Source organism: Mycobacterium gallinarum, assembly GCF_010726765.1.
Taxonomy (GTDB): domain Bacteria; phylum Actinomycetota; class Actinomycetes; order Mycobacteriales; family Mycobacteriaceae; genus Mycobacterium; species Mycobacterium gallinarum.
Window position 1 is genome coordinate 3,685,664 of sequence record NZ_AP022601.1, and the last position, 12,944, is coordinate 3,698,607.

A 12,944-nucleotide genomic window follows, 5' to 3' on the forward strand; every position below is an offset into this window, starting at 1 on the left:
ATGCGCGCCGTCGTCATCACCAAGCACGGTGATCCCTCAGTGCTCAAGGTCGAGCAGCGGCCCGATCCTCCCCCGCCCGGCCCCGGCCAGGTGCGCATCGCGGTGCGGGCGGCGGGCGTCAACTTCGCCGACCATCTCGCGCGCGTCGGCCTCTACCCCGAAGCACCCAAACCGCCATCCGTGGTCGGCTACGAAGTGTCGGGGACGATCGACGCGGCCGGTGCGGGTGTCGACGAGTCACGTGTGGGCGAAAGAGTTTTGGCCGGGACGCGTTTCGGTGGATACGCCGAAATCGTGAACGTCAAGGCCGCCGATACGGTTCCGCTTCCAGACCGCCTGACCTTCGAGCAGGGTGCCGCCGTCCCGGTCAACTACGCGACTGCGTGGGCCGCGCTGCACGGATACGGCTCGCCGAAGGCCGGTGAACGCGTCCTCATCCATGCGGCCGCCGGTGGCGTCGGCACCGCGGCCATCCAGCTCGCCAAACCCACGGGTGTCGAAATCCATGGCACCGCGTCACCCGGGAAGCATCAGGTGCTCCGCGACATGGGCGTCGATCGCACAATCGACTACCGACGCGACGGGTGGTGGAAGGATCTGCCGCCCTACGACATGGTGCTCGACGCGATCGGCGGTGCATCGCTGCGCCGCTCCTACAACCTGCTCCGGCCCGGTGGCAAATTGATCGCGTACGGCATCTCGGCGTTGCAGCAGGGCGAGAAGCGTTCTCTGCGTACAGTATTGCCGCAACTGTTGCCAATGCTGCGCGGGTTCAACCTGACCAAACAGCTTTCGGACTCCAAGGCCGTCATCGGCCTCAACATGCTGGCGCTCTGGGATGACCGCGGCACACTCGAACCGTGGATCGGGCCCCTGGCAAAGGCATTGGCCGACGGCGTCGTCACGCCGATCCTGCACGCCGCCGTGCCGTTCGACAACGCGCGCGAGGCGCACCGCATCCTCGCCGCGCGTGAGAACATCGGCAAGGTCGTGCTGGTCCCCTAGCTCGACGCGCGCCTTCGAAGGACACTCTGCAGCCGGCCGAGCACGTCGTAATAGTGCGTCGGCGCCATTCGCGCCAAGGCGTCGAACATGTAGGCGTCGGGTCCGACGAGTATCCGCGCCTTGCCGGACTCCACACCGCGGTGGATGATCTCGGCGGCCTTGTCGGGCTGCGTCATGGTGATGTTCGCGAACTCCTTGGCCATCTGCTCCTGGGTGCGGCCTCGGCCCTCGGGATCCTTGCGCATCCGACCGTTGCGCACGATGTTGGTGTTGATCCCGCCCGGGTGCACGTTGATGGCAGTGACGCCGGTGCCGCGCAGCTCTTGGCGAAGGGCGTCGGTGAAGCCGCGGACGGCGAACTTGGCTGCGCAGTAAGCACTCTGGGTCGGCATGCCGACCAGACCGAAGACGCTCGACGTGTTGACGACCACGCCCTCGTCCTGTTCGACGAGGATGGGCAGAAACGCCCTCGTGCCGTTGACGACGCCTCCGAAGTTGATGCTCCACAACCATTCGTCGTCCTCTGGGACGGCGTCGAGCACGCTCGATCCGACGGCAACGCCGGCATTGTTGAACACCGCGCCGAGTGGCTGGGGCGCCCAGTCACGTACCTCTGCGGCGAAGTCGCGCTGCGCCTGCGCATCGCTGACATCGAGAACCCGCAGTAGGGCTGGGCCAGGCAACGACGCCTCGGTTTCCTTCAGCCCGGCCTCATCGACGTCGGCGATGGCGACCGGGCAGCTGTGCGCCGACAACCGTTGCGCCAGAGCACGACCGATACCCGATGCCGCACCGGTGATGACCGCGGTGCGGCCACTTATCGTCCTACGCCTCTTGCTCATGCGCTCTCCTCACGGTCGGTGCGGGTCAGAGCTGCGCCGCGGCGCGCCGCGAATTCTGCCCCGGTGAAGTGGTCGGTGATCAGGTCGATGATTCGGTCCCATGCCCCGACGGGCAGGTCGTGGCCGAGGCCGACGATCGTCTCGAGGCGAGCGCCCGGTATCGCTCGGGCCGTCGCAGCCCCGCCGGTCGGATGAACCATCCGGTCTCGGTCGCCGTGGATGACCAGGGTCGGTACGTCGATGTGGGCGAGCTCGGCGGTGCGGTCGCCAGAGGCGAAGATGCCCGCCAGCTGCCGAGCGATGCCCGCCGGGCTGGGATCGCGGTCGAAGGCGATGCCGGCACGGGTGCGCACCGCCTCCTCATCGAAGGGAAAGCCGTGGGATCCGATGTGGGCGAAGATGTTCGCGGCCCGATCCATTTCCTCTTCCCTTGTACGCGGCGGCTTCGACGTCAGCATCCGTCGCCACGTGGACAGTGCGGGCCGTCCCAGCCGACGCGCCCCCGTCGTCGACATGATCGAGGTGAGTGTGCGCACCCGGCCCGGATGATGCGCGGCGACGGTCTGCGCGATCATGCCGCCCATCGACACGCCCACCAGGTGCACGTCTCGATGTCCGAGCGCATCCATCAGGCCGACGGTGTCGCGCGCCATGTCACCCAGGTGGTACTGATGCCTAGGATCACCGCCCCGCAACATGGCCACCGGATTCGGCGGACGATAGGTCATGTGGGTGGAACGGCCCGCGTCGCGGTTGTCGAACCGGATCACGTGATAGCCGAGTCCCACGAGTTTTGCGACGAATTCGTCGGGCCAGGAATGTAATTGCTGCCCCAGGCCGGCGACCAGCATGATGGGTGGATCGGCGGGGTCGCCGGCGTGGTCATAGCAGAGTTCGATGCCACGGCCGACGTCCACGACGGTCTCGTTCGCCGTCACGCCGATATCCTCGCCGCGCTGGAAGGACTGGTCTGCGGAGCCGCGGCACGACGCCGATATACGACCGCTCGGCCGCCGCGACCGGGCGCGGTGGCCACGCCACGGGAATGTCTGCGCTCACCCGCGGCGTAGGTGGTGCCGAACTCGAACTCGCGCATCAGCGTTCGCAGCGTGACGACCATCTCCATGTTGGCGAACGCGGCCCCGATGCAGCGGCGGACGCCGCCGCCGTAGGGAATCCACGCGTAATTGTCCGGTGGATTGCCGACAAACCGGTCGGGATCGAACACCTCCGCGTCGGGGAAACTGCTCGCAGCCGCGTGCGCCAGGGTGATGCTGGCCATCACGACGTGACGTTCGGGAATGACCCAATCGCCGAGCCGGATCCGCGTTTTCGTGATTCGCGCTGTGCCGTTGATGACGGGCCGGGTCCGCTGGACCTCCCAGATGGTGGCCTGGACGAGTTCAGACCCGCCCGCGTCGACCTCGGCGGCCAGGCGCGACAAGAGGCGCGGGTGCCTGCGCAGCCGCTCGACCGTCCACGCCAAGGTGGTGGCGGTGGTCTCGTGCCCGGCGGCCAGCAGCGTGAGCAGTTCGTCGGCCACATGGTCGTCGGCTATAAGTGATCCGTCGTCGTACCGCGCCTGCAGCATGAGCGAAAGGACGTCGGTGCGCTGCTCGAACGCCGGGTCGTTGCGGATGTCGGCGATGAGGCGGGCGATGATCTCGTCGTAGCGCCTGCGGTTCTCGGCGAGTTTCCGCCCGGGGCTGTGCGGTCCGAAGTCTCGGCGCACCACCGGCGGCATGACGGCCAACCGAGAGGCGTACAACACCATCTGCGGCAGACAATCGCGCAGTTCGTCCAGGGCCGTCCCCTCGGCGCCGAACACGGTGCGCAGAATGGCGTTGAGGGTGATGCGCATCATCGACGGCATGGTCTCGAATTCCTGACCTTCGGGCCAGGACGCGATTTCACGCATGACCTCTTCTTCGACGATCGCCTCGTAGCCGGCCATCCGCTTGCCGTGGAACGGCGGAACCAGCAGCTTGCGACGTTCCCGGTGCTCGGCGCCCGCGAGACTGAACGTCGAGCCCGGCCCGAACATCTCGCCGAGCACCCCGGCTCGTGCGATCAGGTCCGGTTTGGCCGTGAACAACTCCTTGATCAGGGCCGGATCGCCGACGACGACGGTCGGACCGAAAATCGGCAGGTTGAGCGTGAATGTCGGGCCGTGCCGCCTGGACACCGCGGCGACGGCCTTGTCCCGGGCGGCGAGGAATCCCACGCCCTGCAGCAGCTTGGGTATGCGCGGCGCCGGCGGCAAGCGCACCGGGTCGGTGGTCGGCTCAGCCATGTGATCCCTCCGTGGTACACGATCGTACCAACGGAAGATATGCGCTTCGCCAGAAAGACGCAACTAGTTCCGGCGGGTCGCGATCGAGTACTCGACGTATTGGCCGTCGACCGTCATGATCTGCAGGTAGGCGGTATACGGGCCTTCCGGACCGGTGAACCGGCACTCGAACTGCTGTCCCACCTTCGCCTCCACTCCCGCCGGGCAGGTCACATCGGTCGGGCGGAAGCCGGTGTTCTCGGCGACGACGTCGACAACCGTCTGCGCCGCTCCCTCAGGTATCACGGTCACCGGCGCAGGCTCGGCCTGCGCGGTTCCCACGACCAGTCCGATGCCGGCCAGGCTGAGGCCGCCGGACACCAACAGGTTCGTCGCCAATCGTGCGGCAGAGTTCATGGATCGTTCCTTTCGCATGCGGCCCTGGCGGCCGTCCACGACAGCATGCGGCGGACGCCTTGACGAATTCTTGACGGCTGCGGAAACCCGACCGAACAACGTCGACGACGGGGGCACCGAGGCAGAGTGCCTCTAGAGTGGCCAGGGCCGGGATCGAACCGGCGACCTTCCGCTTTTCAGGCGGACGCTCGTACCAACTGAGCTACCTGGCCGGAAGGCATCGGCCGTGTCGATAACCGAAGTGCCTCGCCAATAGTGGCGACCCTGACGGGACTCGAACCCGCGACCTCCGCCGTGACAGGGCGGCGCGCTAACCAACTGCGCCACAGGGCCTTGCTTTCTACGCTTGCGGCTTCCAATCGTACGGTGCCGCGCGTACCCCCTACGGGATTCGAACCCGCGCTACCGCCTTGAAAGGGCGGCGTCCTAGGCCGCTAGACGAAGGGGGCCAGCCGAATCTCTCCGGGGTACTCACAACGCTGTGACGCTGGGAGCCTCGCTAGCTTAGGGTACGGACACCCCAATCCTCAAACGCGGTCCCCGACGGCACCCAGTATCCTGATGCCTCGCGCCCCTATAGCTCAGTTGGTAGAGCTACGGACTTTTAATCCGCAGGTCCCAGGTTCGAGCCCTGGTGGGGGCACCACAGGGGCACAGAAGTATTGGCGCGGTGCGCGTCACCCGGTCTGCGACGGCACGCCGCGTTCAGAAATGCGTGCCTGGCGAATCACCCGCTCGAGCGCTTGAATGTCGGACTCGATCATGCGTGACAACCAATACGCGAAAATGAATGCGGCAATACCGCCGAGACACACGACCCTGATCGGGACGATGATCTCGGCGATCTCGGGGGCGGTCAGGAAGCTCACTGCCATGATGGCGAGCAATGGCACCGAAGCCGCGATCGCCAGATAGCGCGACAGTCGACGGCTGAGCGCCCGTAGCTGTTCGGCATCGCGCGCATCGGTCTGTCCCTGTGCTATCAGCTCCGGATAGATGCTGCGGACGATGTAGAAGGTCAGCAGGAAAAACGGATACGCGATCGCCATCGCGCCGCCCACCGCATGCGACCCCACGAAATGGATCGCGGATCGACCGGGCATTCCACCCGCCACGAACTGCAGCGTGAGCGCAAACGTCACCCCAGACAGCACCCACAGACCGATGACGACGAACACCACCCGCTCACTGGCGACCAGGCAGTCGTGGCGCGCCCGGGCCAATGCGTCCGCAGGCGGCGCCGGGCCACGCCGCAGGCGCCGCGGGACGAAGATCACGTACCGGATCGAATAGACCGCCAGCACAATTCCGAGCGGCCAGACGAGTAGGTTGAGCAGCGTTGTGAGCAGCATGAACCGGTCTTGGCCCTGCTCGGAAAGCTTGCTGACGATGAGCAGCTGATTGTGGTGGATGGTGTATGCGGCGGCCAACGCATTGGGAATCACGACGGCCGGCACGGCAATCGGCAGAAAATACGGCCGCAGACGCAGCCGCCAGCTTCGTTCAGGCGGGTCCACCAGGTCACGCGCTTGCGGATCGAGGCACAGTTGCAGTTGCTCGGCGAGTTCAGCCCCCGAGGTCCAGCGTTGGTCACGGTCTGCGCTCAGTGCCTTCAGCAGAACTCGACGTAGCGCGGTAGGGCAGTCACTCGGTAGCGCCGCGAGTGCCGCCGACGTGATCCCTTCCGCGCGGGTGGACAGCATCAGATCGAGCGCGGTGGTGTCGCCGACCAATTCAGCCGATTCCGCGCGAGCAGCTTGCGCCGCAGAGTCATCGAACGGTTTCCTGCCCGTCAGCAGTTCCCACAGCATGACCGCGAGTGAGTAGATGTCACTGCGGGTATCGAGGTTCGCCGCGTCGTGGACGTGTCCGGGCCGGGTAGCCATGAGCTGCTCGGGAGACATGTAGGACAGTGAGCCACCGAAGTAGGTGAACGGGCTTGCCCCGGACAGGTTTCGGGCGAAGCTGATGTTGAAATCGGCGAGTTTGGGGGTGCCATCGGGTGCAAGCAATACGTTGGCCGGCTTGATGTCGCGGTGCAGGACGCCCCGCGAATTCGCATAGTGCAATGCTTCGGCCAGTCGCTTCCCCAGCCACGCGACGGTCTCAGGCCAGGAAAGGGTCGCGAGCTCAGCGCGAGCGGTTGATTCGGTGGGCCGGCTCTCGCCGCGGGACTCCAGTGCGACGTCGACCGCGTCGAGCAGCGCCTGACCGGATTCGGGTCGCCGATCGTCACCGAAAATCAGTCGACCGAGGTCGAGCAGCGTCCCGGCGGGCACGTATTGCATGTACAGCAGCCGCCAGTCGCGGTCGCGGAGTATCCGCTGGTCGAAGACCCGGACGATGTAATCGTGATCAAGCTGGGCGAGGGTCTGTCCTTCCTCCCCGCGGTTTGCGGAGATCTTCACCGCCACCAGCCGTTGCATAGACCGTTGACGAGCGAGAAAGACTCGCGCGAATGCGCCGCTGCCGAGTTCGACGAGCAGGTCGAAGTCGTCGAGCCGCTGGCCGACCTCGATCCGCGCGATCTGGGATGGCCCGGAGAGGTCGAACGACGAGCCGAGTGTTCCGGTGCCGTTTCGTGTTTCGTCCACCGTGTCGGCCGACATTTGAGTTGGAGCGAACTCGGCTTGCCGGCGGGCCGTCGGATCGGTCATTGACACCCTCGTTCCAGGTCATCTGCATCTTAACGCTGTGGCACCGGTGGCCTGGGAATTCCGGGTTCAGGATATGCCCATCGCAGCGTCGCACCGCCGCTCCAACCGCCGCATCGTGGACACGAAAGCCGTGCTCTGCGCGTCTGATTGGCGCATCTCGCGTCGTGCTGAACGAAGCCGATCCTCTCGGTCGAGAGTGTTCGACGCGGCCCAGCAAGGCGTAATCTCACAATGTGCTCTACAACCAGGCCCGACGTCCATTTTGGCGGCGGCACCCGGTGGCCACCGGCGTCGCCGCGCTGGTGACATTCTGGTGGCTCGCCAACGGCTGGTACGAAGCGCTCGCCGTCACGGCGATCCTCGCGTTGTTTTTGTTCGTCCATCACCGCAGGAGAACGCTCGCCGTCCGCGATGCCGGCCTACGTGCCCGCGCCGACTACGAACACCGGTTGAGCCTGCGCGGCGATCAACGCGGCGTGTTCGGCAGGTACCCACCAGTGCAAGCGGGGTGGTTTCCGGATCCGCAAAACCGATGCAAAATAAGGTATTTCGACGGCGTGGCATGGACGGATCACACCGTCTGACGGCAGGCCTCAGACCTTCGGCGAGTAGTAATGCGGGTTGTCGCGGTACTCCACCGGCGGAAGATTGCGCGCCGGCGTCTCGACCAACGGTGAGTCCGCGGGCAGCCGGCCGCTGGCACGATCCCACGCAGATCGCTTGCGCGGGTGCATCATCACGCGCTTCGGCAGCAACTTGACGACGTGATACACCACCTTGCCGAACAGCTTGTGTAGCCGCTCCTGGCGGGGCGTCCAGGTGTAGCCCATCAGGTCGCGCACCGCCGGATCGAACAGGCCGACGGTCGTGAAATTGAAGAACCGCTGCATCCCCGCGATGTTCAGCTTCCACATCCAGTCGGGCATCCAGTCCAGCGAGGGGTGCTTTGGCATCGATGACAGATCGAGCACCTCGCGTGCTGCCCAGTTGTTCTCCAACACGTTGTGGCACATGTGATCCCAGTACTCCTGGAATTCCTCCCACGACTTCGGAACCGGCCGCATGCTCATGCCGTACATGCGGTACCACACGATGTGCTCGTCGAACAGCTGCCGTTTCTGCGCCTCCGTGAGCCCGCCGCCGAGCCACTCCGCCGCCAGCAGCGTCGACTTGAAGAACGTCGCGTGTGCCCAATAGAAAACGTCGGGGTTCAGCGCGCTGTAGCGACGACCTTGATCGTCGACGCCCTTGATCCCGATGTGATAGTCGCGGACCTGTGCCCCGGTCTGGGGCGCGCGGTCACCGTCGAACACGACGCCGCCGATCGGATACACCGACCGGAACAGCCGCGGCATGCGTTCCATGAAGAAGATCGAGTGCTCTTGGACTGCGGCGCCCAGCTGTGGATGCATGTTCTGCATCGAACCGGCCCAGGGACCCTGCAGCATTCCGGTCCACCGACCGAAGTACTTCCACGTCAGCGAGTCGGGCCCCAGCGGCTGCGGCGGAGCGTCGTATCCCCCTGACGACACCGGGCACCCGACTGCCACAGGAGCCTCGTCACTGTTCACGGGGCATCTCGCGGACGTATCTTGAGTCACTGGGTTAGCTTCCCATCCGGTCAGAATGACCTATTCTGACTACACGCGTTGTCAGAATGGAAGTCTAGGAGGGATGTGGCGTCGGGTCAACGACGGGGCCGGTGGTCCGGTGTGCCCTTGGAGGACCGGCAGGCATTGCGCCGCGACGAGCTGATCGCAGCAGGCGTCGCCCGTCTCGGTGGCGCGCAGGGGCCGGCCCTGACGGTGCGCGGGGTGTGCCAGTCGGCCGGGCTGACCGAACGCTACTTCTACGAGAGCTTCGCCGACCGGGACGAGTTCGTCCGCGCGGTCTACGACGACGTCTGCGCGCGGGCCATGTCCACGCTGACCACGGCGAAAACCCCGCGCGATGCGGTCGAGCAGTTCGTCGCGCTCATGGTCGACGACCCAGCGCGCGGCCGGGTTCTGCTGCTGGCGCCCGAAAAGGAACCGGTACTGACGCGCTCGGGCGCCGAATGGATGCCGAGCTTTATCGAACTCGTGCAGCACAAGCTGACGCGCATCGGGGATCCCGTCCAGGCAGCTATGGTCGCCACTGGCCTGATCGGTGCTTTGACGGCGTTGTTCACCGCCTACTTGAACGGCAGACTCGCAGCCTCACGCGAGCAGTTCATCGACTACTGCGTGGAGATGCTGATGAGCCGCGTATCGAGCTACTGACCCCTAGTTGTCGGGAATCTCAGGACCTGCGAGTTCCTGCTCTTCCTGCTCCGCGGCTTCCTTCTCGGCCTCCGACTTGGCCTCGCGGCCGAGCGGATTCTGCACAGAAGTGCCGGGATTGGTCGCAGAGGCGTAGGCGCCGCTGCAGTTCAGCGCGACATTGACCTGAGATTCGTCGGATGCGTCGATGCGCAGGAACGACGCATCCCATGCGTTCGTGACGATGCAATCGCCCTCGTCGAGCTTGTCGCCGAAACGCGAGGCGACGACCGCGGAACCGCCACTCTCCTGGATCGCCTCTTGCGCATCCGAGTACTTGTCGCCCACAACATCAGGGGCAGCTGATGCGATGCCTGCCCCAAGGAACAGCGACGAGGCTGCCGCGACGGCAAACGCCGAGCCGGTCCCTAGAACGATGAGCTTCTTCACGTGCGCCCGACCTCCACAGTCAATGAACCTCAAAACGGTTGATGACCGTAGCTTATGGCCTCCCGGTCGGGGCCGCTACCGGAGGAGGCTAGCCGTCGGAGGCAGCCGCTTGGGCCTGCCGCTGCTGCGCTGCGCGCTTCGCGGCTTCCTGCTCGGCCTCCAGCTTTGCCTCGCGACCGACCGGACTCGCCAAGGAGTTGCCCGACGAGCCTGGACCTGCCAGAACGCCGTTGCAGTTGAGGGCGAGCAGCACCTCGTTGTTAGCCCGCATACCGCCGCGGACGATGCGCTGATAACCCGCGTCCCAGGCGTTCATCACAAGGCATTTTCCGTCTTCCAGACCCGCACCTGTCCGTGTCGCGATGACAGCGGTGCCGCCTGCCTGCTGGATCATCCGCTTGGCGTCGTTGTAGGTGCGGTTGACCACCTCCGGGGCGGCGTTCGCAGTGCCGGACCCCAGCCAGATACCGCTGCCGGCCACCACCGCCGCGGCCATCGCACCGACACCGATCTTGAGCATGTTCACCTGAGCCCGTCCTCCGAGTCGTCTGCGCCTGGCGTACGGGCCGCAATTATTTGCCCGGCGAAATATTAGCCAGAACACGTGGGTCCCGTGTGGCTTATGTGACACCTGGCGTGGAGACTTGAATGTCACCGCGGGGCACAGATATATTGAGTGCAACCAACAGGTACAGATAACTTGGGAGGGGCCATGTCGAAAGACCTGACCGACCTACAGCTGCTCACCGAACTCGAGCCAGTGGTCGAGAAGAACGTCAACCGGCACCTGACCATGCGCAAGGACTGGAATCCACACGACTACATCCCGTGGTCGGACGGCAAGAACTATTACGCACTCGGCGGCAAGGACTGGGACCCCGAAGAGTCGAAGCTGTCCGAGGTCGCCCAGATCGCGATGCTCACCAACCTGTTGACCGAGGACAACCTGCCGTCCTATCACCGCGAAATCGCGATGAACTTCAGCATGGACGGGCCGTGGGGCTTCTGGGTGAACCGGTGGACCGCCGAGGAGAACCGGCACGGTATCGCGCTACGCGACTACCTCGTCGTCACCCGCGCGATCGACCCCGTCGAGCTCGAGCAGCTACGCATCGAGCAGGTGACCCGTGGCTTCTCCCCCGGCCAGAACCAGCAGCTGGAGGGTGACGCTGAGTTGTTCGCCGACTCCCTGTTCGACTCCGTCATCTACGTGACGTTCCAGGAGTTGGCCACCCGCGTCTCGCACCGCAACACCGGCAAGGCGTGTAACGAGACTGTTGCGGACCAACTGCTGCAACGGGTTTCGGCCGACGAGAACCTGCACATGATCTTCTACCGGGATGTGTCCGCTGCGGGTTTCGACATCGCCCCCGACCAGGCCATGCGCTCCTTGCACAAGGTGCTGACCAATTTCAAGATGCCCGGATACACAATCCCGGACTTCCGCCGCAAGGCCGTCGTCATCGCCTCCGGCGGGGTCTACGACCCCCGCATCCACCTCGACGATGTGGTGATGCCGGTACTCAAGAAATGGCGCATCTTCGAACGCGAGGACTTCTCCGGCGAGTCGGCCCGTCTGCGGGACGAGCTGGCCGCCCACGTCCAGGAGCTCGAAGACACCTGCGTGAAGTTCGAGATCGCCAAGCAGCGCAGGCTCGAACGCATCGCGAAGGTCGCCGAGAAGAAGGCCGCCAAGAACCTTCTGGTGGGGTCATCAGCGTCCTAACAGACGCTCGCCCGGCGCTGCAGATCGGTCCCATCGCACTACGAAGTCCGGTCGTGCTGGCACCGATGGCGGGCGTCACCAACGTCGCTTTCCGCACGCTGTGCCGCGAACTGGAACTGGCCAGGGCCGGCACCGTCAGCGGGCTCTATGTATGCGAGATGGTGACGGCGCGGGCGCTCGTCGAGCGCCATCCGTCGACCATGCACATGGTCACCTTCGCCGACGACGAGACGCCGCGATCGCTTCAGCTGTACTCGGTTGACCCACACAACACCTATCTGGCCGCGAGGATGATCGTCGACGAGGGCCTGGCCGATCACATCGACATGAACTTCGGCTGCCCGGTGCCCAAAGTCACTCGACGCGGTGGCGGGGCGGCGCTGCCGTACAAGCGCAGGCTGTTCGGGCAGATCGTGGCCGCCGCGGTGCGCGCTACCGAAGGCACTGACATCCCGGTGACGGTGAAATTCCGGATCGGAATCGATGACTCTCATCACACCCACCTCGACGCCGGCCGGATCGCCGCCGAGGAGGGCGCCGCCGCCGTCGCGCTTCATGCGCGCACGGCGGCACAGCGATACTCCGGCGAGGCGGACTGGGAACAGATCGCCGCGCTGAAACAGCACGTCACGACGGTTCCTGTGCTCGGCAACGGCGACATCTTCGAAGCCGCCGACGCGCTGGCGATGATGGAGGCGACCGGCTGCGACGGCGTCGTCATCGGTCGGGGGTGCCTTGGTCGTCCCTGGTTGTTCGCCGAATTGTCGGCCGCATTCACCGGCACGCCCGCCGCCGCCCCGCCGACACTGGGCCAGGTCGCGGCGATAATCCTGCGCCACGGCGAACTGCTCGCCGCGCATTTCGGCGAGGACAAGGGCATGCGCGACATTCGCAAGCACGTCGCCTGGTACCTCCATGGCTTCCCCGCCGGTGCGGACCTGCGGCGCGCGTTGGCGCTGGTCAAATCGCTGGAGGAACTGCGGAGCCTGCTCCAGAACCTCGACCAGAACATCGAGTTCCCCGCCGCGGCAATGGGGCCGCGGGGCCGGCAGGGCTCACCTGCCGCGGTGTCACTACCCGAGGGCTGGCTAACAGACCCCGACGACTGCACCGTCCCGGCGGGCGCCGAGGTCATGCATTCAGGAGGTTAGTCCGTCTCAGAGTCGTCTCCCACCTGAGACGACTCTGACATCACATCTCTCAGGATGTCTCAGTACGATATGAGTCTCGTTCGTAATTCGGCTCCAACGTCGGGGCCACTGGAGTGTTGCTGGGTGCTGTGACCTGTAGGAAGCACCGGGTACATCGGAGCCCAACGTCGCGCGCGGCGGTTTA

13 protein-coding genes and 4 tRNA genes are annotated in these 12,944 nt (G+C 65.3%); 6 read left to right on the forward strand and 11 right to left on the reverse strand.

Going from position 1 to position 12,944, the window contains the following annotated elements:
* Positions 1 to 1,005 (forward strand): zinc-binding dehydrogenase, encoded by a 1,005-nt coding sequence (locus G6N42_RS17975; protein ID WP_163737730.1) that lies wholly within the window; start codon positions 1 to 3, stop codon positions 1,003 to 1,005.
* Here G6N42_RS17975 and G6N42_RS17980 read toward each other — a convergent pair.
* The 7 genes from G6N42_RS17980 to G6N42_RS18010 form a co-directional block, all read right to left on the reverse strand.
* Positions 1,002 to 1,847 (reverse strand): SDR family NAD(P)-dependent oxidoreductase, encoded by an 846-nt coding sequence (locus tag G6N42_RS17980; RefSeq protein WP_163730883.1) that lies wholly within the window; start codon positions 1,845 to 1,847, stop codon positions 1,002 to 1,004. The two genes, G6N42_RS17975 and G6N42_RS17980, sit on opposite strands and share 4 nt — an antisense overlap.
* Positions 1,844 to 2,785 (reverse strand): alpha/beta fold hydrolase, encoded by a 942-nt coding sequence (locus G6N42_RS17985; protein ID WP_163730885.1) that lies wholly within the window; start codon positions 2,783 to 2,785, stop codon positions 1,844 to 1,846. The genes G6N42_RS17980 and G6N42_RS17985 overlap by 4 nt, the downstream gene beginning before the upstream one ends.
* On the reverse strand, positions 2,782 to 4,140 hold the full coding sequence (locus G6N42_RS17990; RefSeq protein WP_163730887.1) for a cytochrome P450: 1,359 nt from the start codon (positions 4,138 to 4,140) through the stop codon (positions 2,782 to 2,784). The genes G6N42_RS17985 and G6N42_RS17990 overlap by 4 nt, the downstream gene beginning before the upstream one ends.
* A 63-nt stretch (positions 4,141 to 4,203) precedes the next feature.
* Positions 4,204 to 4,536, reverse strand: a complete 333-nt coding sequence (locus G6N42_RS17995) for a DUF4333 domain-containing protein (protein ID WP_174262102.1) — start codon at positions 4,534 to 4,536, stop codon at positions 4,204 to 4,206.
* 138 nt (positions 4,537 to 4,674) lie between these two features.
* Positions 4,675 to 4,748, reverse strand: a tRNA-Phe gene (locus tag G6N42_RS18000).
* 44 nt (positions 4,749 to 4,792) lie between these two features.
* Positions 4,793 to 4,869: transfer RNA gene (locus G6N42_RS18005), tRNA-Asp, on the reverse strand.
* A 43-nt stretch (positions 4,870 to 4,912) separates the two neighbouring features.
* Positions 4,913 to 4,985, reverse strand: a tRNA-Glu gene (locus G6N42_RS18010).
* Between the two features lie 121 nt (positions 4,986 to 5,106).
* Here G6N42_RS18010 and G6N42_RS18015 point away from each other — a divergent pair.
* Positions 5,107 to 5,182: transfer RNA gene (locus G6N42_RS18015), tRNA-Lys, on the forward strand.
* A 31-nt stretch (positions 5,183 to 5,213) separates the two neighbouring features.
* Here G6N42_RS18015 and G6N42_RS18020 read toward each other — a convergent pair.
* Positions 5,214 to 7,193, reverse strand: coding sequence for a serine/threonine-protein kinase (locus G6N42_RS18020; RefSeq protein ID WP_163730889.1), 1,980 nt, complete (start codon positions 7,191 to 7,193; stop codon positions 5,214 to 5,216).
* A gap of 278 nt (positions 7,194 to 7,471) precedes the next feature.
* On the opposite strand from G6N42_RS18020, the gene G6N42_RS18025 reads away from it, so the two are divergent.
* Complete coding sequence (locus G6N42_RS18025; RefSeq protein ID WP_232076182.1) at positions 7,472 to 7,777, forward strand: DUF2510 domain-containing protein; 306 nt, start codon at positions 7,472 to 7,474, stop codon at positions 7,775 to 7,777.
* A gap of 9 nt (positions 7,778 to 7,786) precedes the next feature.
* Here the strand turns inward: G6N42_RS18025 and G6N42_RS18030 are convergent, their stop codons facing one another.
* On the reverse strand, positions 7,787 to 8,794 hold the full coding sequence (locus tag G6N42_RS18030) for an oxygenase MpaB family protein (protein ID WP_163730893.1): 1,008 nt from the start codon (positions 8,792 to 8,794) through the stop codon (positions 7,787 to 7,789).
* A 75-nt stretch (positions 8,795 to 8,869) separates the two neighbouring features.
* Between G6N42_RS18030 and G6N42_RS18035 the strand changes: the two genes are divergently transcribed.
* The gene (locus tag G6N42_RS18035; protein ID WP_163730895.1) at positions 8,870 to 9,454 is read left to right on the forward strand and encodes a TetR/AcrR family transcriptional regulator; all 585 of its coding nucleotides are present in this window, start codon (positions 8,870 to 8,872) and stop codon (positions 9,452 to 9,454) included.
* A gap of 3 nt (positions 9,455 to 9,457) precedes the next feature.
* Here G6N42_RS18035 and G6N42_RS18040 read toward each other — a convergent pair whose 3' ends face one another.
* Both G6N42_RS18040 and G6N42_RS18045 read right to left on the reverse strand, forming a co-directional pair.
* Positions 9,458 to 9,883 (reverse strand): hypothetical protein, encoded by a 426-nt coding sequence (locus tag G6N42_RS18040; RefSeq protein ID WP_232076183.1) that lies wholly within the window; start codon positions 9,881 to 9,883, stop codon positions 9,458 to 9,460.
* Positions 9,884 to 9,971: 88 nt separating this feature from the next.
* Positions 9,972 to 10,403, reverse strand: coding sequence for a hypothetical protein (locus G6N42_RS18045; protein WP_163737739.1), 432 nt, complete (start codon positions 10,401 to 10,403; stop codon positions 9,972 to 9,974).
* A gap of 192 nt (positions 10,404 to 10,595) precedes the next feature.
* On the opposite strand from G6N42_RS18045, the gene G6N42_RS18050 reads away from it, so the two are divergent.
* Both G6N42_RS18050 and dusB read left to right on the forward strand, forming a co-directional pair.
* A complete protein-coding gene (locus tag G6N42_RS18050; RefSeq protein ID WP_163730897.1) occupies positions 10,596 to 11,609 on the forward strand; it encodes an acyl-ACP desaturase in 1,014 nt (337 codons plus the stop codon).
* Positions 11,610 to 11,674: 65 nt separating this feature from the next.
* Positions 11,675 to 12,760, forward strand: coding sequence for a tRNA dihydrouridine synthase DusB (gene dusB, locus G6N42_RS18055; RefSeq protein ID WP_232076617.1), 1,086 nt, complete (start codon positions 11,675 to 11,677; stop codon positions 12,758 to 12,760).
* The last annotated feature ends 184 nt before the right edge of the window (positions 12,761 to 12,944 follow it).

Bases quoted from the DNA above. Each gene is read 5' to 3' on its own strand.
- G6N42_RS17990 (WP_163730887.1), bottom strand. From the start codon at position 4,140: ATGGCTGAGCCGACCACCGACCCGGTGCGCTTGCCGCCGGCGCCGCGC.
- G6N42_RS17995 (WP_174262102.1), bottom strand. From the start codon at position 4,536: ATGAACTCTGCCGCACGATTGGCGACGAACCTGTTGGTGTCCGGCGGC.
- G6N42_RS18045 (WP_163737739.1), bottom strand. From the start codon at position 10,403: ATGCTCAAGATCGGTGTCGGTGCGATGGCCGCGGCGGTGGTGGCCGGC.
- G6N42_RS18020 (WP_163730889.1), bottom strand. From the start codon at position 7,193: ATGACCGATCCGACGGCCCGCCGGCAAGCCGAGTTCGCTCCAACTCAA.
- G6N42_RS17980 (WP_163730883.1), bottom strand. From the start codon at position 1,847: ATGAGCAAGAGGCGTAGGACGATAAGTGGCCGCACCGCGGTCATCACC.
- G6N42_RS17975 (WP_163737730.1), top strand. From the start codon at position 1: ATGCGCGCCGTCGTCATCACCAAGCACGGTGATCCCTCAGTGCTCAAG.
- dusB (WP_232076617.1), top strand. From the start codon at position 11,675: ATGGCGGGCGTCACCAACGTCGCTTTCCGCACGCTGTGCCGCGAACTG.
- G6N42_RS18050 (WP_163730897.1), top strand. From the start codon at position 10,596: ATGTCGAAAGACCTGACCGACCTACAGCTGCTCACCGAACTCGAGCCA.